Annotated in this window: 16 protein-coding genes and 1 riboswitch; of the genes, 8 read left to right on the forward strand and 8 right to left on the reverse strand. The window is 66.3% G+C overall.

All coding sequences use genetic code 11. The features are described from left to right. Window positions 1-157 precede the first annotated feature (157 nt). Together secA and MRBLST15_RS14210 are read left to right on the forward strand one after the other, a co-directional pair. Window positions 158-2875 (forward strand): preprotein translocase subunit SecA, encoded by a 2718-nt coding sequence (gene secA / locus MRBLST15_RS14205; protein WP_099820293.1) that lies wholly within the window; start codon window positions 158-160, stop codon window positions 2873-2875. A gap of 97 nt (window positions 2876-2972) precedes the next feature. Beyond that, window positions 2973-3926, forward strand: a complete 954-nt coding sequence (locus tag MRBLST15_RS14210; protein ID WP_367786365.1) for a Nudix family hydrolase — start codon at window positions 2973-2975, stop codon at window positions 3924-3926. Between the two features lie 152 nt (window positions 3927-4078). Here MRBLST15_RS14210 and MRBLST15_RS14215 read toward each other — a convergent pair whose 3' ends face one another. Together MRBLST15_RS14215 and metF are read right to left on the reverse strand one after the other, a co-directional pair. Beyond that, on the reverse strand, window positions 4079-4657 hold the full coding sequence (locus MRBLST15_RS14215) for a DUF4124 domain-containing protein (RefSeq protein WP_367786367.1): 579 nt from the start codon (window positions 4655-4657) through the stop codon (window positions 4079-4081). Window positions 4658-4698: 41 nt separating this feature from the next. Then, window positions 4699-5526 (reverse strand): methylenetetrahydrofolate reductase [NAD(P)H], encoded by an 828-nt coding sequence (gene metF, locus MRBLST15_RS14220; protein WP_265951547.1) that lies wholly within the window; start codon window positions 5524-5526, stop codon window positions 4699-4701. Between the two features lie 203 nt (window positions 5527-5729). Between metF and MRBLST15_RS14225 the strand changes: the two genes are divergently transcribed. The 3 genes from MRBLST15_RS14225 to MRBLST15_RS14235 are packed head-to-tail and all read left to right on the forward strand — an operon-like array spanning window position 5730 to window position 8480. Then, entirely contained in the window at window positions 5730-6665 is a 936-nt protein-coding gene (locus tag MRBLST15_RS14225; RefSeq protein ID WP_367786369.1) for an alpha/beta fold hydrolase, read from the forward strand. Window positions 6666-6702: 37 nt separating this feature from the next. Beyond that, window positions 6703-7752 carry a sensor histidine kinase gene (locus MRBLST15_RS14230; RefSeq protein WP_367786371.1) on the forward strand — a complete coding sequence of 350 codons (1050 nt, stop codon included), beginning with the start codon at window positions 6703-6705 and terminating at the stop codon, window positions 7750-7752. Continuing rightward, window positions 7749-8480, forward strand: coding sequence for a LytR/AlgR family response regulator transcription factor (locus tag MRBLST15_RS14235; protein WP_367786373.1), 732 nt, complete (start codon window positions 7749-7751; stop codon window positions 8478-8480). Before MRBLST15_RS14230 ends, MRBLST15_RS14235 begins: the two co-directional genes overlap by 4 nt. A 23-nt stretch (window positions 8481-8503) precedes the next feature. Here the strand turns inward: MRBLST15_RS14235 and MRBLST15_RS14240 are convergent, their stop codons facing one another. Genes MRBLST15_RS14240 through MRBLST15_RS14250 form a run of 3 tightly spaced genes read right to left on the reverse strand, consistent with a single transcriptional unit; the run spans window position 8504 to window position 11606 of the window. Continuing rightward, window positions 8504-9793: a sensor histidine kinase gene (locus MRBLST15_RS14240; RefSeq protein ID WP_367786375.1), complete on the reverse strand. Its 1290-nt coding sequence runs from the start codon at window positions 9791-9793 to the stop codon at window positions 8504-8506. Continuing rightward, on the reverse strand, window positions 9790-10479 hold the full coding sequence (locus tag MRBLST15_RS14245) for a response regulator transcription factor (protein WP_367786377.1): 690 nt from the start codon (window positions 10477-10479) through the stop codon (window positions 9790-9792). Before MRBLST15_RS14245 ends, MRBLST15_RS14240 begins: the two co-directional genes overlap by 4 nt. Before the next feature lie 2 nt (window positions 10480-10481). Next, window positions 10482-11606 (reverse strand): type 1 glutamine amidotransferase domain-containing protein, encoded by a 1125-nt coding sequence (locus tag MRBLST15_RS14250; RefSeq protein WP_367786379.1) that lies wholly within the window; start codon window positions 11604-11606, stop codon window positions 10482-10484. A 105-nt stretch (window positions 11607-11711) separates the two neighbouring features. On the opposite strand from MRBLST15_RS14250, the gene MRBLST15_RS14255 reads away from it, so the two are divergent. Beyond that, window positions 11712-12269 carry a DUF3228 family protein gene (locus MRBLST15_RS14255; RefSeq protein ID WP_265951551.1) on the forward strand — a complete coding sequence of 186 codons (558 nt, stop codon included), beginning with the start codon at window positions 11712-11714 and terminating at the stop codon, window positions 12267-12269. A gap of 138 nt (window positions 12270-12407) precedes the next feature. Then, complete coding sequence (locus MRBLST15_RS14260) at window positions 12408-13034, forward strand: TonB family protein (protein WP_265951552.1); 627 nt, start codon at window positions 12408-12410, stop codon at window positions 13032-13034. A 91-nt stretch (window positions 13035-13125) separates the two neighbouring features. On the opposite strand, the gene MRBLST15_RS14265 is transcribed toward MRBLST15_RS14260, so the two are convergent. The 3 genes from MRBLST15_RS14265 to ahcY form a co-directional block, all read right to left on the reverse strand. Beyond that, window positions 13126-13620 carry a hypothetical protein gene (locus MRBLST15_RS14265; protein ID WP_265951553.1) on the reverse strand — a complete coding sequence of 165 codons (495 nt, stop codon included), beginning with the start codon at window positions 13618-13620 and terminating at the stop codon, window positions 13126-13128. Beyond that, window positions 13620-14093, reverse strand: a complete 474-nt coding sequence (gene ybaK / locus MRBLST15_RS14270; RefSeq protein ID WP_265951554.1) for a Cys-tRNA(Pro) deacylase — start codon at window positions 14091-14093, stop codon at window positions 13620-13622. Before ybaK ends, MRBLST15_RS14265 begins: the two co-directional genes overlap by 1 nt. A 231-nt stretch (window positions 14094-14324) precedes the next feature. Beyond that, on the reverse strand, window positions 14325-15770 hold the full coding sequence (gene ahcY / locus MRBLST15_RS14275; RefSeq protein ID WP_180166765.1) for an adenosylhomocysteinase: 1446 nt from the start codon (window positions 15768-15770) through the stop codon (window positions 14325-14327). 36 nt (window positions 15771-15806) lie between these two features. Further along, a riboswitch (S-adenosyl-L-homocysteine riboswitch) is annotated at window positions 15807-15889 on the reverse strand. Between the two features lie 123 nt (window positions 15890-16012). Between ahcY and MRBLST15_RS14280 the strand changes: the two genes are divergently transcribed. After that, window positions 16013-18529, forward strand: coding sequence for a S9 family peptidase (locus MRBLST15_RS14280; RefSeq protein WP_367786382.1), 2517 nt, complete (start codon window positions 16013-16015; stop codon window positions 18527-18529). Window positions 18530-18536: the final 7 nt, after the last annotated feature.

Consider the following 18536-nt stretch of genomic DNA (forward strand, 5'->3'; position numbering starts at 1 on the left):
CGGCCGCCTGGACGACCGCAAAGGGTTGAAACCCCTGCCGCCCATCCCAAGCTACAATGGGTGTTGCCATCGACAGGGCGCCAGGCGCCCTGTTTCGTTTGCGGCGGACGGATCCTCCCGGAGCCGTGCGGCATTCCCATCCAACCCGGTTCCTTCAATGATCAACAGCCTGCTTACCCGCGTATTTGGCAGTCGTAATGAACGACAGCTGCGCCAGCTCAACCGCATCGTCGCCAAGATCAATGCGCTGGAGCCGGAGATCGAGAAGCTTTCCGACGAGCAGCTGCAGGCCAAGACGCCGGAGTTCAAGCAGCGCATCGCCGGTGGCGAAGCCCTGGACAAGGTGTTGCCGGAAGCCTTCGCGGTCTGCCGCGAGGCCGGTCGACGCGTGCTGGGCATGCGCCACTACGACGTGCAGCTGATCGGCGGCATGGTGCTTCACCTGGGCAAGATCGCAGAAATGCGCACCGGTGAAGGCAAGACCCTGGTGGCGACCCTGCCGGTGTACCTCAACGCGCTGGAAGGCAAGGGCGTGCACGTGGTCACCGTGAACGACTACCTGGCCCGCCGCGATGCCGCGCAGATGGGCAAGCTGTACAACTGGCTGGGCCTGAGCGTGGGCGTGGTCTACCCGGGCATGCCGCACAGCGACAAGCGTGAAGCCTATGGTTCGGACATCACCTACGGCACCAACAACGAATTCGGTTTCGACTACCTGCGCGACAACATGGCGCTGTCCAAGGCTGACCGCTACCAGCGCGGCCTGCACTACGCCATCGTCGACGAAGTCGACTCCATCCTGATCGACGAAGCGCGTACCCCGCTGATCATCTCCGGCCCGGCCGACGATTCCCCGGAGCTGTACATCCGCGTCAACCGCATCGTGCCGAACCTGGTCAAGCAGGAAGCGGAAGACGGTGAGGGCGACTTCTGGGTCGATGAGAAGGGCAAGCAGGTGCACCTGTCCGAAGCGGGCATGGAGCACGCCGAGCAGCTGCTGGTCGAAGCGGGCATCCTCGATGCCGAGACCGAAGGCCTGTACGCGGCGCAGAACCTGACCGTGGTCCATCACCTCAACGCTGCGCTGCGCGCACACGCGATCTACCAGCGTGATGTGGACTACATCGTGCGCGATGGGGAAGTGGTCATCGTCGACGAATTCACCGGCCGTACCCTGGCCGGCCGCCGCTGGTCCGACGGCCTGCACCAGGCGGTGGAAGCGAAGGAAGGCGTGCCGGTGCAGCGCGAGAACCAGACGCTGGCGAGCATCACCTTCCAGAACCTGTTCCGCATGTACAAGAAGCTGTCCGGCATGACCGGTACGGCCGATACCGAAGCGTTCGAATTCCAGAGCATCTACGGCCTGGAAGTGGTGGTGATCCCGACCAACCGCCCGACCATCCGCAAGGACAGCCCGGACCAGGTGTTCCTCAACCGCAAGGGCAAGTTCAATGCGGTGCTGGCCGACATCGAAGAGTGCGCCAAGCGTGGCCAGCCGGTGCTGGTGGGTACCACCTCGATCGAAACCTCGGAAATGCTGTCCGAGCACCTGCGCAAGGCGGGTGTGAAGCACGAGGTGCTCAACGCCAAGCAGCATGACCGCGAAGCGACCATCGTCGCCAACGCCGGTCGTCCGGCGGCCGTGACCATCGCCACCAACATGGCCGGTCGTGGTACCGACATCGTGCTGGGTGGTTCGCTGGAAGCGGAAATCCACGAGCTGGGCGAAGGCGCGACTGACGAGCAGAAGGCCGCGATCAAGGCCGAATGGCAGAAGCGCCATGACGCGGTCAAGGCGGCGGGCGGCCTGCACATCGTCGGCACCGAGCGCCACGAATCGCGTCGTATCGACAACCAGCTGCGCGGCCGTTCGGGCCGCCAGGGTGACCCGGGTTCGTCCCGCTTCTACCTGTCGCTGGAAGACAACCTGATGCGCATCTTCGCCTCCGACTGGGTGCAGAAGGCCATGCGCATGATGGGCATGAAGGAAGACGACGTCATCGAGGACCGCCTTGTCAGCCGCCAGATTGAAAAGGCGCAGCGCAAGGTCGAGGCCCACAACTTCGACATCCGCAAGAACCTGCTGGATTTCGACGACGTCAACAACGACCAGCGCAAGGTGATCTACGCCCAGCGCGATGAACTGCTTGACGCCGAGTCGGTGAAGGACAACGTCGATGGCATCCGCGACGACGTGATCTTCGACATCGTCGCCCGCTTCGTGCCGCCGAACTCGGTGGACGAGCAGTGGGACCTGCGTGGCCTGGAAGCCACCCTGCAGTCGGACTTCGGCGTGGACATGTCGCTGACCGATCTGGTCAAGTCGCACGAGGAACTGGACGCCGAAGGCATCACCGCCAAGGTGCAGGAACGCATCAACCAGCACTTCGCCGAGAAGGAAGCGGGTGTGGGCGAAGAGACCATGCGCGCGCTGGAGAAGCACGTGATGCTGACCGTGCTCGACCAGAGCTGGAAGGAGCACCTGGCGCGCATGGATTACCTGCGCCAGGGCATCTACCTGCGCGGTTATGCGCAGAAGCAGCCGAAGCAGGAATACAAGAAGGAAGCCTTCGAGCTGTTCTCGGACATGCTGGAGAACGTCAAGCGCGAAGTAGTGACCCTGCTGGCTCGTGTGCGCATCCGCAGCGACGAGGAAGTGCAGGCCCTGGAAGCGGCCGAGCGCCAGCAGGTGGAAGCCCGCCTGAAGCAGTCGCAGTTCCAGCATCAGGACGCAGGCGGCTACAGTGCCGATGAGGAAGCGGCGCAGGTCGAGGCCGCCCAGCTGCAGCGTGACGAGCCGAAGATCGGTCGCAACGATCCGTGCCCGTGCGGCAGCGGCAAGAAGTACAAGCACTGCCACGGCCAGCTGAGCTGACCCCCGGAGAGCCCCGCGAAAGCGGGGCTTTCCTGTTATGGGCCTTGAAGCGTTCGGCGATTGCGCCGGTGCCCCGGTTTTCGGCATGCTCCCCCCCATGCCTTCCCCGAAACGATCGATCCACGTCGTAGCCGCCGTCATCACTGACGCCCGCGGCCGCATCCTGCTCAACCGCCGTACCGAAAGCCGCGACATGGCCGGCCTCTGGGAATTCCCGGGCGGCAAGCGCGAGCCCGGCGAGACCTCCGAACAGGCGTTGGTGCGCGAGCTGCACGAGGAGCTGGGCATCGAGGCCGAGGTGGGCGACTGGATCATGGACGTGCCGCAGCGCTACCCCGACAAGGACCTGACCCTGGAAGTGCGGCACGTGCGCAGCTGGAAGGGCGCCCCGCGCGGACGCGAGGGCCAGGCCATCACCTGGGTGGCGCCGGACAAGCTGGTCCGCTATTCCATGCCGCCGGCTGACCTGCCGGTGGTGGCCGTACTGCGCCAGCCAGACTGCTACCTGATCACCCCCGCACCAGAGGCGGATGAGGGTGGCCTGCAGCGTTGGCACGGCCAGCTGCAGCAGGCGGTCGCTTCGGGGCAGCAACGCATCCAGCTGCGCCTGCCCGCTGAGCATCCGCAGCGGCAGGGCATGATCGAGCAGGCTGTGCGCACGCATCGGCGCGGCGTGCAGTGGTTGCTCAACCGCGATATCGAGCTGGCACGCAACCTCGGCGTCGGCGTGCACCTGGGCAGCGAGCAGCTGCAGTCACTGCAGGAACGGCCGCTGCCGGCCGGGCAACTGGTGGCCGCCTCCTGCCACGATCTTGAACAGCTGTTGGCGGCACAGCGGCTCGGCTGCGATTTCGCGGTGCTGGGGCCGGTGCAGGCTACTGCGAGCCATCCCGATGCAGTGCCGTTGGGGTGGGAAGCCTTCGCCGCGATGCGCGCGCAGGTCTCGCTGCCGATCTACGCGCTTGGCGGCATGACACCGCAGCACGTGGCCGAAGCACGGCGTCATGGCGGGCAGGGCATCGCCGCCATCCGCGGCCTGTGGCCGGCGTAGCGCCATAGGTGGGATCGGATCCCCGCGAAGCGGGGCTCTGACCTCTTCGCTCGAATCCGGGGTCGGAGCCCTTTCCGCTGGAAAGGGATCCGACCCCTCACCGCAGACAGTAGATCCACGCCATGCGTGGATGGCGGTTCCGCAGCATCAGCTCACAACGTGATCCAGAAACACCCATATTGCCGCCGCAGCCCAAGCACGGTCGCCGCGCGCGTGGCGCTGCCCGGCAGGGTCTGCTCCAACCGGAGCCCGATCGGATGTCGCCGCGCAGTCGGTAGCGGCTCCGTCTCCGAATCCTGTGCGGCGATGTCCTGGCCCTCAACCATATCCTGCTGCGGATACACCGGTACCACATCCACCAGCGGCCGCCGCACCACCGATTCCAGCTGGCCAAGAATCCGCTGTGCGCCCGCATCGGACACCGCGCCCCACAGGTACAGCGAAGAGAGCCGGTTCACATCACCGATGGCGACCGCCGTGTGCAGGGCCTGCACCAGTTCACTCAACCGACGTGGGCAGCTGCTGCCGAGGCTGTCGCGCTGCAGGGTACTGCCGGAAGGCCCCGGTGGCGGACGCCGGGACTGCGCGCCCAGGCTGTCGCAGGGACGGTCGGTATAGACGCTTTGCCCCTGCGGATCGGTGCAGCGGTTCAAGCGCGTGGGCTGCGCCTGTGCGACGGCGCAGACGCCGGGCAGCAGCAGGACCAGCAACAGGGGCAGAGCGACCTTCATCTACGCAGCGTAGCGCCGAATGCGATAACGCAGCGTACTTTTCAGCCATGCAGCAACCTCAGTACCGAGACCGTCGGCTTGGCCAGGTTCAAGGTGTAGAAGTGCAGGCCCGGTGCGCCGCCTTCGACCAGGCGCTGGCAAAGCTTGGCCACCACTTCGGCACCGAACGCGCGCACCGATTCGGCGTCGTCACCGTAGGCCTGCATCTTGCGACTGATCCAGCGCGGGATTTCCGCACCGCACTGTTCGGAAAAGCGGCGCAGCTGGCTGAAGTTGGAGATCGGCATGATGCCCGGGGTGATCGGCACCTGCACGCCAAGCCGCTGCACTTCGTCGACGAAGTGGAAGTAGGCATCGGGGTTGAAGAAATATTGGGTGATCGCCGCATCAGCGCCCGCGTCGATCTTGGCCTTGAAGTGCTTCAGGTCGAGCAGGGCGTCCTGCGCCTGCGGATGCGTTTCCGGATACGCGCCCACTTCGATACGGAAGGCATCGCCGTGCTCGGCGCGGATGAAGGCGATCAGTTCGGAGGCGTAGCGCATGTCGCCGGGGAAACCCATGCCCGAAGGCAGATCGCCGCGCAGCGCGACCAGGCGCCGGCAGCCGATGGCGCGGTACAGCTTGAGCAGCTCTCGGATCTCCTGGCGGGTGCCACCCACGCAGGACAGATGCGGTGCCGCATCGAAGCCGTGGTGCTGGTTGAGATGGCGCACGGTCTCGGAGGTGTAGCTGAGGGTCGAGCCACCGGCGCCGAAGGTACAGGACACGTACTCCGGGGCATATGCCTTCAGCCTGGCCGCGGCACGGTCCAGCTGGGTGCGCTGTTCGTCGGTCTTGGGCGGATAGAACTCGAAGCTGATGGCGGTCATGGCAGGGGCAGCGGCGACGGGTGGGAAAGAGTATATCGCTTCATCAAGATGGATGTTCAGCAGGTGACTGGCTCAGCCCATCCCGGGCAGACGACCGTTCGCCCCGCTGACGGGCCGTTGCTCCGTAATCGCAACCGGGGCACCGGAAGCGGAGCCACGCTGGCCCCATTCCCGGCACCACCCACCTGATGAAGGAGCAGACGATGAAGATCTTCCTGGCGTTCTGGTACGCGATGAAGGCAATGGCGCGGCTGGCGTTGGTCGGCATGGCGATGGCGGTGCTTGGCTCGGGCCCGGCCCATGCCACCGCCGTCGACAAGGCCGCCGTTCCAGGCACAGTGCAGGTCGAGGTGGTCGGCAAGGGGCGTCCGTTGCTGATGATTCCCGGCCTGAACAGCAGTGCCGAGGTCTGGCGCGAGACCTGTCTGGCGCTGAGGGACGTGCAGTGCCATCTGGTGCAGCTGCCGGGTTTTGCCGGTGCGGCGCCTGCCGATCCGCGCCCGGCAGATTTCCTGCCGTCGATGCGCGATGAGCTGCTGGGCTATCTGCAGGCGCAGCACCTGCCGAAGGTTGCCGTGATCGGCCACAGCCTGGGAGGCGTGCTGGCGATGCAGATGGCTCTGAAGGCACCCGATGCCGTCGGTCCGCTGGTGATCGTGGATTCGCTGCCGTTCTATGCGGCGGTGATGAACCCGCAGGCTACCGCGCAGAACGTGGGGATGATGGCCGGGCAGTTGCGCGAAGGCCTGCTGGCGGCCGATGAGGCCAGCTTCAATGCACGCAACGACGCGACCGCCAAGGTCCTGACCCGCAGCACGCAGCATCTGCCGGAGCTCCAGCGCTGGGGGCGCGACAGTGATCGCACGAGCATGGCCGATGCGATGTACTCCATGCTGGTGCGCGATCTGCGTGAGGACATCGCCGGTATCAACACGCCGGTGCTGGTGCTGGGCAGCTGGGCCGCTTACCAGTCAATGGGTGGTACGGAAGCCAGTACCCGTGCGCAGTTCCAGGCGCAGTACGCGAAGCTGCCGGGTGTGCAGATCGAGATGAGCGCACAGGGCTACCACTTCCTGATGTGGGATGATCCGCGCTGGCTGCAGGAGCAGCTGCGCCGCTTCCTTGCCGCGCATTCCTGACCGCTGTATGCCCATCCTCTCGCCGCCAAGGCTGCCCATGGACGCCACCACGCCACCCCGTCGCTTCTGGACCCTCAACGCGCTGGCGTGGGCAGGCTATGCGGCGTACAGCCTGTGGCTGGGGGTGCGTGTCGGCGGCGGCACGCTGTTCAGCGGCGTGGTGTTGATCTCTCTCAGCATTGCCGTGTCCCTGTGGTTGTGCAGCGGCGCGCTGCGTTCGGTCGCGCTGCGACAGCGCTGGTGGGATGGCAGTCTGGGCAGCCTGGTGCTGAAGCTGGCCGCTGGCGTGGTGGTCGGCGCCAGCATTGCACAGGGGCTGACGGCGGCCTTGCTGCTGCCGGCACTCACCATGGGCTGGGTCCAGTTGCCCGGTGGACATGCCGACTATCAGCTGTCGTCGGTCGTGCTGTACTGGATGAACACCGCCTTGTTCCTGGTGATGTGGACGGGCCTGTGGGCGGGCCTGCATGGCCTGCGCCGCGCGCGCCACAGCGAGCTGGCGCGGTTGCGCGTGGAGGCGGAGCGCAGCGCCCTGGAGCGCGATGCGTTGCGTGCGCGGCTGAATCCACATTTCATGTTCAACGCATTGAACAACCTGCGCGCGCTGATCCTGGAGGATCCCGAGCGTGCCCGCGACATGGTCACCCGCCTGTCGCGCACGCTGCGCCACGCATTGGCACACAACCGCAGCGAGCAGGTGACCCTGGCCGAGGAGCTTGCAGTGGTCGATGACTACCTGGCCATCGAGGCGATCCACTTCGAACAGCGACTGCTGGTGCGGCGGGAGATAGCCGCAGAAGCTGTGCAGGCACATCTGCCAGCAATGGCACTACAGCTGTTGGTGGAGAACGCGATCAAACATGGCATTGCCAGCCGCGCGGGCGGCGGAGATGTACATATCCGTGCGTCGCTGGAAGATGGCCTGCTGCGCCTGCAGGTGGACAACCCGCTTGGCAACGCCAATGAACCCACCCTTGGCCATGGTGTCGGCCTGGCCTACCTGCGCACGCAACTGGGTACGCGTGGCCGTTTCGCCCTGCAGCCGATCGGCGACCGTATGCAGGCCCTGCTGGAGATTCCGCAATGACGGCCGTGCTGCGTGTGTTGATTGTCGACGATGCACGGCTGGCGCGGCAGGAGCTGCGCACGCTGCTGTCGTCGCTGCCATGGGTGCAGTGCGTGGGCGAGGCCGACGACGTGCCGGCCGCGCGCGAAGCCATCGCCACGCTGGCACCGGACCTGGTGCTGCTGGACGTGCAGATGCCCTCCGGCAGCGGCTTCGATGTACTGGACGGGCTGGAAAGGGTGCCTGCGGTGGTGTTCGTCACTGCCTATGACACTTACGCAGTACGCGCATTCCAGGCCAACGCGCTGGACTACCTGGTCAAGCCGGTGGAAGCCCCGCGCCTGCTGGAGGCGCTGGAGCGTGCACGCCAGCATGCGGAGCTGAGTACCGAAGCTCCAAGCAGTCACGGAACGTTGGGCGCGCAGGACCAGGTGTTCGTGCGGGAAGGCGAGCGCTGCTGGTTCGTGGCCGTTGCCGAGATCCGCCGGTTGGTGGTGGATGGCAACTACACGCGGCTGTGGTTCCGCGACCAGAACGCGTTGCTGGCCCGTAGCCTGAGCGCGTTGGAAGCACGCTTGCCGCCGGATCTTTTCTTTCGTGCCAACCGCAACACGCTGGTCAACCTGCGGCGCATCCGTGCGGTCGCGCCGAGCATCGGCGATGGTTACGATCTGGCGCTGGATGATGGCAGTGAAGTCGAGGTATCACGGCGGCAGGCACGGGAGCTGCGCGAGCGTATGGCGCTGTAGACGGCACCATACGGTTGGGCGAATCATCCCTGCATCGGCAAGCCGCGCAGGATCGCCCGCACGCCAAGGGTGTGTCGTTCGATCCGCAGCTGCAGGCCATGGTGATCGCACAGGCGACGCATGATGTCCAGGCCGAGACCGTTGCCCAGGCTGTCCGGGCCTTTTTCAAAAGGGCGTGGATCGGGCCAGTGACCAAGGGATGCGTCGCTGCCGGTGCTGTTGTACACCGACAGTTCGCCTGCTTCCATGCTGATGCGCACATGTCCCAGCGGTGTATGGGCGAAGGCATTGCCGATCAGATTGGCCAGCACCACGCGCAGCGCCGGTTCCGGCGCGCAGAGCGCCGCATCGTCGGCCAACGTCATCTGCACCTCCACCGGCCGTGCGCCAAGCAACGGCGCCTGTTCAACGATGACCCGCTCCAGCAGTGGCACCAGACGTACCTGCCCGGCGGGGGGCGCCTCGTCCTCGCGGGCCAGGGCCAGCAGTGCCGCCACCGCCTGCTGAAGCTGCAGCGCGGACAGGCGTATATGCTGCAGGTGCTGCTGACCGCGCTCGGACAGCCCGGGTTCGTGCAGCAACTGGCCGGCAGCGCTGGAAATCACCGCCAACGGTGTGCGCAGTTCGTGGCTGGCATCGCGGGTGAAGGCGTGTTCGCGGGCAACAAAGGCGGCCACCCGGGCGGACAGCCGGTCCACGGCACGCGCCAGCACACCGATCTCGTCATCGTCGAAGTGAGCAGCCAGGGCGGTGTCTTCCCGTGGCAGCAGTGGCAACGCCTCAACGTGCGCCACGAGCGAGTACAGAGGGCGCGTGCCACGGCGCGCAAGCCACACGCCCAGCAGGATCGCCAGCAGCACCATCACCAACGCGGTGCCGGCCAGCAGGGCCACTACTTCATCGCGGATCGGGCGCACCGCCAGTTGAGAGCTCACCTCGGCGATCAGCCAGGCAGGCCGTGACGGCGGTGGCGGATCCATGCGTCGCACGTGGTAGTGCCGGCCCTCGTCGCCGCTGAATTCAGAACGCCACGGCTCCTGGGTGAATGTGGTCTGCAGATCGCTTGGGAACGCGCTCGTGTCCTGATAAAGGCGGATGGCCGCATCACCCGGCGCCCGCCATCGACCCGTAGCTGCATGGACGGCGAGCTGCGCCGTCGCTTCACGGGCCAGCTGTGCATTGAAAACGCTGTCTTCCACGGCGTACATGAAGACAAGCGAATACAGCCCGAACACCGCAGCAATGAAGAGGGTGAAGGACGTAAACGCGACGACCAGGCGGCGGCGCAGGCGCTGGATCGGCCGCCGCTTCATGGCGAAGCCTCCAGCCGGAAGCCGACGCCGTGCACGGTACGCAGCATCTCACCGTCGAATGGCCGGCCCAGTACCTGGCGCAGCAGGTACAGATGCGAGCGCAACGGATCGGAGGGGGGCGCTTCATCTCCCCACAGGCGTTGCACCAGTTCGCTGCGGGTGACGGTGCGCGGCCAGGCTTCGGCCAGCGCCAGCAGGATGCGTTGTGGAACCTGCTGCAGCTCCAGCGGCGTGCCCGCGCGCCAAGCCTGGCCACTGCGCCGGTCGATGCTCAACGCACCGATCTGCAGCAGGTTCGGTTGACCCACGCGATGGCGCCGGGCGAGGGCAAGGCAACGGGCCAGCAGCTCTGCATCGTCGAACGGCTTGACCAGGTAGTCGTCCACGCCGGCAGCGAACCCCTGCAGCTTGTCGTCGATCGCATCGCGTGCAGTCAGCATCAACACCGGCACATGGCGGTCGCTGCATTCACGCAACCGCTGGCACAAGGTGATGCCGTCGATGCCAGGCAGTCCCACATCGAGCAGCAGCACGTCCGGTGGTGTTGCCAGCGCCAGCCGCAGGCCGACCTGGCCGTCGGCGGCGAAGTCGACCTGATGGCCCTGGGCCTGCAGCAGGTCGACGATGGCCGAGGCCAGCGGCAGGTTGTCTTCGATCAACAGCAGGCGCAGGCGCTCGGCGTCCATGATCAGGGCTGCATGCGGGCCAGGAGAGCCTTAGCTTCGTCCAGCTGCGGCTGCTTTTCCAGCAGTGCCAGCAACTGCTCGCGTGCCTGGGTCGTCCTGCCAAGGCGCCAGTGCGCATCGGCGATGGCCACGTCCAGTCGCGGTTCCTGCATGTGCGGGCGGGCCAGCTGCATGATGGTCAGTGCATTGGCGACCTGAGTGCCGTCGGCTGCGCCCTGCAGCTGCACGTACCCGAGCATGCCGATCAGCTCCACATGGAAATCGGTGCTGCGCTCAGCCAGCTGCCGCGCTGCGCTGTCATCGCGCCGCTGCAGGTGCTGCTCGACCAGGGCCATGCTGCGTTCGTCGCGCCAGGGCTCGCGCGTTGCAGGAGTGCGACCGCTGGCACGCACGAAGGCATCGGTGAGGGCTGCGGTCGAGAACGGGTTCTGCCCGGTCAGCAGCCGGCCATCGACCACCACCTTGGGCATCATCAGCGGTGCCTCCTGCCAGTGCGCCCCCAGTTCGCGCATGCGCGGCTCCAGCTGGAAGCTGAACTCCTTCGCCCAGCGCTTGCCGAACTGGGTTTCCTCTTCCTCGGTGAAGCCGGTCATCGTCCGGCCCTGCACAAGCGGGCGTCCATTGCCCAGGCGTACTTCCGCCAATGCTGCGGGGCCGTGGCAGACGGCCGCAACGACGCCGCCCTGTTCCCAGATGCTGGCGATGGTCTTCTGCAGGGCGATATCGCTTGGCAGGTCGAACATCGCGCCCTTGCCGCCGATCACCAGCACGCCCTGGTAGTCGGCGGCACGAAGCTGGTCTGTGGGAAGCGTGGCAGCCAGCTTGGCAACGGCCTGCTGATCGGCAAGCAGCGCCGCATTGAATGCTTCGGCGGGGTTGTACTTGTCTGCTTCCACGGCACCGCCGCGGGGGCTTGCCACATCGATGGCAAAGCCGTTGCGCTTGAGGATCAACCAGGCTTGGGCGAACTCGTCCATCTCGAAACCGGGACGGCTCTTGCCCTGCTCGCGGCCCTCGCTGCTGACCACCAGCAGCACGCGCGGCGGCTCTGGGGGGGCGGGGTCCGCCAGAACGGCCAACGGCAGCAGGACCAGCGCCAGCAGGTGGCTCGGGTTGAATCGGAACATGCTCGTCTCTCCTGGGGTGTGCGGCGCAGTGTGCGCGGTAGATGTGAAGCAGACTTCAAGCACGCCGGCGGTTAACCTGAGTCCCTGTTTCCGCATCACATCGCCATGTCCATCGTCCTCACCGATTTCGCCCGCCCCCGCCTGTTCCCCCGCGTGCCGCGCGGCAACACCATCCAGGACTGCAGCGCCGAGCAGTTCGAGGCGCACCTCAACGCGCATCCGCCGCTGAAGGTGCTCGATGGCTATGCGCCGTTCTGCAAACTGTTCGTGTACGAGAACTGGACCAGCACGCGCTGCCTGACGGTGCCGATCACCGAGGCCAACCGGCACCAGCTGCGCAGCGGCTACGAAGCGCGCAACCGCGAGGAACTGCCGGTGCTGGTGCGCTGGTTCGAGGGCGTGGAATCGCCGCGTGCCAACTACCTGGTGGTGATCCTGTACAGCGCCGAGCAGCTGGCGAAGGAGGGATCGCCGATTGCGGCGGACTGGGGCATCGTCGGCTGCATCTACACCGCCGAACCGGAAGAAGTGCCGATGGCGCCGATCACCATGATGCGCAATGCGCTGGGCGTGGAGGAGGGTGGTTCGGGCGTGCCGCTGGACCGCGAGGCGTACCAGCGTGCGGTGGCATTCTGGGAGAGCAACGCCAACTGGCGGCCGTGAGAACGCAACGTCGCCAAGCGCAGTGCGAGGCCGCCAGGTAGTGCCACGCCATGCGTGGCATCGACAGCGCGCCGGGATGTGAATTCGCGCCGGGTGCCGCGCGATACGATGCAGCCGCCATCACAGCAGGAAGCAATGATGATCAGGACGTGGATGCCGTGGGCGTTGGCACTGGGCGCCTTGCTGGGTTCATTCGACAGTTCGGCCCAGCGTTACGATGCTGCCGCGGCATGCGGTGGATTGACGGACGCGACATCCATCCAGGATGTGGGCGTCACCGCGCTGCAGGCACGTGTCCAGCAAGGGCGCTGCACACTGCACGTGGTGGCTGTTGATGCGGACGCATTGGCGCGCCAGCAACGCATGCTGGAAGCGGTGTCGATGGCCGCATGCAAGGCCGCCGTGGAACCGCAGCCATCTGCGCAGCCGCTCTCTCTGGAGCTGCGTTTGCCTGCACGTTGTCCGCTGTCGTCCAAGACCACGTTGTTCCCTGCCGCCAGCGGCAACTGGAAGCCCGGCATTCCGGAATATCCGGCTACGGCTGTCCGTGACGGGTTGCAGGGCAAAGTGCGTCTGAGGGCGCTGGTGAACGAGAACGGCCGGGTTGTTGCAGCGGTAGTACGCGTGTCCAGCGGTCACGCGGTGCTGGACACGGCAGCGGCCAAGGGGGTCCGCTCGTGGACCATGCAACGCGACGTGCAACAGCCTGCGCTGCCCGCCATGAGTGTGATGGAAGTGCCGGTGACCTTCGCCCTCAACGAATGATGGATGCGCCTGTCTGGCATCCGTAACCGGAACCGGCGCAACCAGCCTGGCGTAGACCCACCTTCGCGGCGGAGCCACGCCATGCGTGGCTTCAATCATCGGCGACCATGGTCCACTCCCACCACGGGTAGTGGTACTCGCGATCGGTGGCGTCCCACCGAAGGCCGCAGCTTGCGCAGGCCACTCGATGCCGGTCGCCCCAGCCATCCTCGGCCACGCCCTGTTCCAGCAGCCGCACATGCCCCTGTTCGATCAGCCGGCGTGGGTTGAAGAACAGGTAATCCGGATACAGCGCGCACAGGCAGCCGCTGCGTTCACGCCAATACCGCAGGCGGCGCAGTGCGGCTTTCAGGTGCACATCGTTGCTGATCAGCGCCCCGCCCAGCTGCACGCCATTGCAGGCGTGTTCGATGCGTTCGGCATGTGGCGCCAGTGCGTCAAGCGTCGTGGCGCTGAACAACCGCGCCAGCTGGCTGCTGGCCGCGTGTATACGGCTGGCATCGCGCGACAGCAGATCCTGCAGCAGCACGTCGGCCTGCGGATCGTCCAGCCGCGGCGGCGGCGATGTGGACCAGGGCCAGCGCATCAACGGGGCCTGCCGATCGCGGCGTAATGGCCACCGGTCAGGCGCAGCAGGTCGGCTGGTGCCAGTTCGACTTCCAGTCCACGCCGTCCCGCGCTGACATGCAACTGCGACAGTGTCTGCGCGCTGGCATCAAGGAAGCTGCGCAGGCGCTTCTTCTGCCCCAGCGGACTGATGCCACCGACCAGATAGCCGGTTGCGCGCTGCGCGGCATCGACGGCGGCCATCTCGCATTTCCTGCAGCCGGCCGCCCCGGCTAGTGCTTTCAGGTCGAGCTGCCCGGCGACCGGCACGATTGCTACCAGCAGCTCGTGGGTTTCGGTGCTGGCCAGCAGTGTCTTGAATACCTGTGCAGGGTCCAGGCCCAGCTTTTCGACGGCTTCGCCGCCGTAGGATTCGGCTTGGGCGTCGTGCACGTAGCTGTGCACGGTATGGGCGATCTTTTCGCGCTTGAGCAGGTTGATGGCCGGGGTCATGGGGGGAATCGTAGCGCGCGGCGGGTGCGTTGCCTTGACCGAGACTACTGCGGGTGGCGGCGAACAGCATCCACGCATGGCGTGGATCTACCTCGAGGCGAATGGATGACATCCACGCATGGCGTGGATACGGAACGCCCCGCGCACCAACGCAGAACGGGCGCCCGAAGGCGCCCGTTCTGCGTGTCGCATGCACCGGTAGTGCCAGCCGTTGGCCGGCACCTGCAGGCATCAGTAGCGGTAATGATCCGGCTTGAACGGACCTTCCACCGGCACGCCGATGTAGTCGGCCTGTTCCTGGCTCAGGGTGGTCAGCTTCACGCCGATCTTCTCCAGGTGCAGGCGGGCCACTTCTTCGTCCAGCTTCTTCGGCAGCAGGTACACCTTGTTCTCGTAGCTGCCCTTGTTGGCCCACAGGTCGATCTGGGCCAGGGTCTGGTTGGCGAACGAGTTGGACATCACGAAGCTCGGGTGGCCGGTGGCGCAGCCCAGGTTCACCAGGCGGCCTTCGGCCAGCAGGAAGATCGCGTTGCCGTTCGGGAAGATGTACTTGTCCACCTGCGGCTTGATGTTGACGTGCTTCACGCCCGGGAAGGCGACCAGCGCATCGACCTGGATCTCGTTGTCGAAGTGGCCGATGTTGCAGACGATGGCCTGGTCCTTCATCGCGCTCAGGTGCTCGATGCGGATGATGTCCTTGTTGCCGGTGGTGGTGACATACAGGTCGGCACGGCCCAGGGTCGACTCGATGGTGTTGACCTCGAAGCCTTCCATCGCGGCCTGCAGGGCGCAGATCGGGTCGATCTCGGTGACCACCACGCGCGCGCCGTAGGCACGCAGCGACGCAGCGCAGCCCTTGCCGACGTCACCGTAGCCGCAGACCACGGCGACCTTGCCGGCCAGCATCACGTCCATCGCGCGCTTCAGACCATCGGCCAGCGACTCGCGGCAGCCGTACAGGTTGTCGAACTTGCTCTTGGTGACCGAGTCGTTGACGTTGATCGCCGGGATCAGCAGGGTGCCGGCCTGTGCCAGCTGGTACAGGCGGTGCACGCCGGTGGTGGTTTCTTCCGAAACGCCCTTCCAGTCCTTGACCACGCGGCCCCAGTAACCCGGGCGCTCCTTGGCCACGCGCTTGAGCAGGTTCTTGATGACCTGTTCTTCGTGCGAGGCGGCCTTTTCGTCGACCCAGGTGCTGCCGTTTTCCAGCTCGTAGCCCTTGTGGATCAGCAGGGTCACGTCACCGCCGTCGTCGACCACCAGTTCCGGGCCGGTCAGGGTGCCGTCGGGCAGGGTGAAGGTCAGCGCGTCCAGGGTGCAGTCCCAGTACTCTTCCAGCGATTCGCCCTTCCAGGCGAACACGGGGGTGCCGGTGGCGGCGATCGCCGCGGCGGCGTGGTCCTGGGTCGAGAAGATGTTGCACGAGGCCCAGCGCACGTCGGCGCCGATGTCCTTCAGGGTCTCGATCAGCACCGCGGTCTGGATGGTCATGTGCAGCGAGCCGGTAACGCGCACGCCCTTCAGCGGCAGCTCGGCCTGGTACTTGCGGCGGATCGACATCAGGCCCGGCATCTCGTGCTCGGCGATGTCCAGCTCCTTGCGGCCCCAGTCGGCCAGGGTGATATCGCGGATCTTGTAATCGCCTTCGGTGGAGAAGGTCTTGGCAACAGCATTCATGCAGTAGCTCCGGTTGTGGGCGAGCGGATGCTCGCATCTGGCCGGGCGCCGTTGTTGCAAAGCCACCTGGCCGAGCCTGGCCGGTCTCAGGGGATCCGGTCGCAGCGCCCCTCGGCAGGGGAGGATGCCCATTATATCGCGCCTCCGCTGTGACACAGCGATGACCCAACCATCGGCAGATGGGCGGATGTGCGTGGCCTGTTAAGGTCGGGGGCTTCACGCAGCAAACAGGTGGAACAATGATGAGCACGCACGCACGCCGTAACCGGCGCCTGACTGGCCTGGTCCTGTCGATGGCGCTGCTGGCGGTGGTCCCGCAGGCCTGGGCTGCGGCACCCCAGGCGGCCGCGGCGCAGGCGCAGGGCGTGGCCGGTTATGAGCTGCCCTCGGCCGCACTGCAGGCCGTGGTCGACGCCCCGCGGGCGCCGTCGCTGTTCCTGTCGCCGCGACGCGATGTCGCCGCGCTGATGCAGATGCCTTCGCTGCCGTCGATCCAGGTGGTGGCACAGCCGGAGCTGAAGCTGGCCGGCCTGCGCATCAACCCGCGCTCCTTCTCCGACAGCCGCTTCAGCTTTGGCCAGAAGCTGTGGCTGATGAACGTGGCCGACGGCAAGGAGCGGCAGATCAGCGGGTTGCCGGCTTCGTTGTCGATTGCCAGCCTGACGTGGTCGCCGGACCAGAAGTGGCTGGCCTTCAACCAGGTCGATGCCGCTACCGGTGCCAACGAGCTGTGGCTGGTGGACGTGGCCGGCGGCAGTGCCCGTCGTCTGGTCGCTGGCCTGAACACCGTCCTGGGCAGTGGCTACCAGTGGTTGCCGGACAGCCGTGGGTTGGTGGTGTTCACCCGCCCGGCCAACCTGGGCGCCGCGCCGGCCGCAGATGGCATCCCGACCGGACCGGCCGTGCAGCAGACCAGCCAGGGCGGGGGCGTGGTCTCCATCCGTACCTACCAGGACCTGCTGAAGAACGAGGCCGACGCGCGCCAGTTCGATTACTACGCCACCACCCAGCCGGTGGAGGTCAGCCTGGACGGGCAGAGCCGTGCCATCGGTGCGGCCGGCATTTTCATGGGCTTTGCGGTGTCGCCCGATGGCCGCTTCGTGCTCAGCCAGCCGGTGCAGCGCCCGTACTCGTATGTGGTGCCGGTGAGCAGTTTTCCTCGCCGCATCGAAGTGCTCGACCGCAGCACCGGCAAGCTGGTGCACACCGTGGCGGTGCGTCCGCTGGTGGAAGGCCTGCCGACCGGCAACGATGCCGAAGTGACCGGCGTGCGTGACATCAGCTGGCGCGGCGACGCCGATGCCACCCTGGTGTGGGCCGAAGCGCAGGACGGCGGCGACCCGAACAGGGAGGCAAAGGTGCGCGATGCGGTGTTCATGCAGGCCGCACCATTCGACACGCCGCCGGTGACCCTGGCCCAGCTCGGCAGCCGTTACGCCGGCATCAGCTGGGGCCGTGGCGACCTGGCCCTGCTCAACGAATCGTGGTGGAAGACCCGCCGCAGCAAGACCTGGCTGATCGCACCGGACAACGCCAGCGCCGATGCCAGGCTGCTGTGGGACCGCGATGCGCAGGACCGCTACGCCGATCCGGGGCGTCCGCTGATGACCAGCGATGACCGCGGCCGCTCGCTGCTGCAGACCACCGCCGATGGTGGCAGCCTGTATCTGGCCGGTGCCGGTGCATCGCCGGAAGGCGACCGTCCGTTCGTCGATCGCTTCGACGTGGCCAGCGGCAAGGCGACCCGCCTGTTCCATTCGCAGGCACCGACCTACGCCGCGCCGGTGACGCTGCTGGATGCGCAGGCCAGTTCGCTGCTGATCAGCCGCGAGAGCCCGGACGAGCCGACCAACTTCTACGTGCAGTCGCTGGCCGACACCAACGCTGCCCCGCGTGCGCTGACCCACTTCGCCCATCCGCTGCCGCAGTTGAAGGGTGTGCAGAAAGAGCAGATCCGCTACAAGCGCAAGGACGGCGTGGACCTGACCGCGACCCTGCTGCTGCCGCCGGGCTACGACCCCAAGCGCGATGGTCCGCGGCCGCTGCTGATGTGGGCCTACCCGGGTGAGTTCAAGAGCGCCGCAGCCGCCAGCCAGGTGACCGATTCGCCGTACCGCTTCAACGCGATCAGCTACTGGGGCCCGCAGGTGTTCCTGGCCAAGGGCTATGTGGTGCTGGCCAGCCCGTCGATGCCGATCATCGGCGAAGGCGACAAGGAACCCAACGATACCTACATCGAACAGCTGGTCGCCAATGCGCAGGCCGCGGTGGACGAGGTGGTGCGTCGTGGCGTGACCGATCGCGAGCACATCGCCATCGGTGGCCATTCCTACGGTGCGTTCATGACCGCCAACCTGCTTGCGCATACCCGCCTGTTCAAGGCCGGCATCGCCCGCAGCGGCGCCTACAACCGCACGCTGACCCCGTTTGGTTTCCAGGCCGAAGAGCGCAATTACTGGCAGGCGCAGGACGTGTACCAGAAGATGGCACCGTTCAACTACGCCGACCGGATCAAGGATCCGATCCTCTTCATCCATGGCGTGGACGACAACAACTCGGGCACCTTCCCGCTGCAGAGCGAGCGCATGTTCGCTGCGGTGAAGGGGCTGGGCGGCACGGCCCGCCTGGTGATGCTGCCGAACGAGTCGCATGCCTACCGCGCCCGCGAATCGATCATGACCATGCTGGCCGAAAGCGAGCGCTGGCTGGAACAGACCATCGGCCCGGCCGAGCAGGGCAAGGCCAGGAAGAAGCGCTGACGCGCAT

The sequence above is a fragment of the Stenotrophomonas sp. LST15-1-1.1 genome (genome assembly GCF_040815575.1).
Lineage (GTDB): Bacteria > Pseudomonadota > Gammaproteobacteria > Xanthomonadales > Xanthomonadaceae > Stenotrophomonas > Stenotrophomonas lactitubi_B.

Bases quoted from the DNA above. Each gene is read 5' to 3' on its own strand.
- secA (WP_099820293.1), top strand. From the start codon at position 158: ATGATCAACAGCCTGCTTACCCGCGTATTTGGCAGTCGTAATGAACGA.
- MRBLST15_RS14210 (WP_367786365.1), top strand. From the start codon at position 2,973: ATGCCTTCCCCGAAACGATCGATCCACGTCGTAGCCGCCGTCATCACT.
- MRBLST15_RS14215 (WP_367786367.1), bottom strand. From the start codon at position 4,657: ATGAAGGTCGCTCTGCCCCTGTTGCTGGTCCTGCTGCTGCCCGGCGTC.
- metF (WP_265951547.1), bottom strand. From the start codon at position 5,526: ATGACCGCCATCAGCTTCGAGTTCTATCCGCCCAAGACCGACGAACAG.
- MRBLST15_RS14225 (WP_367786369.1), top strand. From the start codon at position 5,730: ATGAAGATCTTCCTGGCGTTCTGGTACGCGATGAAGGCAATGGCGCGG.
- MRBLST15_RS14230 (WP_367786371.1), top strand. From the start codon at position 6,703: ATGGACGCCACCACGCCACCCCGTCGCTTCTGGACCCTCAACGCGCTG.
- MRBLST15_RS14235 (WP_367786373.1), top strand. From the start codon at position 7,749: ATGACGGCCGTGCTGCGTGTGTTGATTGTCGACGATGCACGGCTGGCG.
- MRBLST15_RS14240 (WP_367786375.1), bottom strand. From the start codon at position 9,793: ATGAAGCGGCGGCCGATCCAGCGCCTGCGCCGCCGCCTGGTCGTCGCG.
- MRBLST15_RS14245 (WP_367786377.1), bottom strand. From the start codon at position 10,479: ATGGACGCCGAGCGCCTGCGCCTGCTGTTGATCGAAGACAACCTGCCG.
- MRBLST15_RS14250 (WP_367786379.1), bottom strand. From the start codon at position 11,606: ATGTTCCGATTCAACCCGAGCCACCTGCTGGCGCTGGTCCTGCTGCCG.
- MRBLST15_RS14255 (WP_265951551.1), top strand. From the start codon at position 11,712: ATGTCCATCGTCCTCACCGATTTCGCCCGCCCCCGCCTGTTCCCCCGC.
- MRBLST15_RS14260 (WP_265951552.1), top strand. From the start codon at position 12,408: ATGATCAGGACGTGGATGCCGTGGGCGTTGGCACTGGGCGCCTTGCTG.
- MRBLST15_RS14265 (WP_265951553.1), bottom strand. From the start codon at position 13,620: ATGCGCTGGCCCTGGTCCACATCGCCGCCGCCGCGGCTGGACGATCCG.
- ybaK (WP_265951554.1), bottom strand. From the start codon at position 14,093: ATGACCCCGGCCATCAACCTGCTCAAGCGCGAAAAGATCGCCCATACC.
- ahcY (WP_180166765.1), bottom strand. From the start codon at position 15,770: ATGAATGCTGTTGCCAAGACCTTCTCCACCGAAGGCGATTACAAGATC.
- MRBLST15_RS14280 (WP_367786382.1), top strand. From the start codon at position 16,013: ATGAGCACGCACGCACGCCGTAACCGGCGCCTGACTGGCCTGGTCCTG.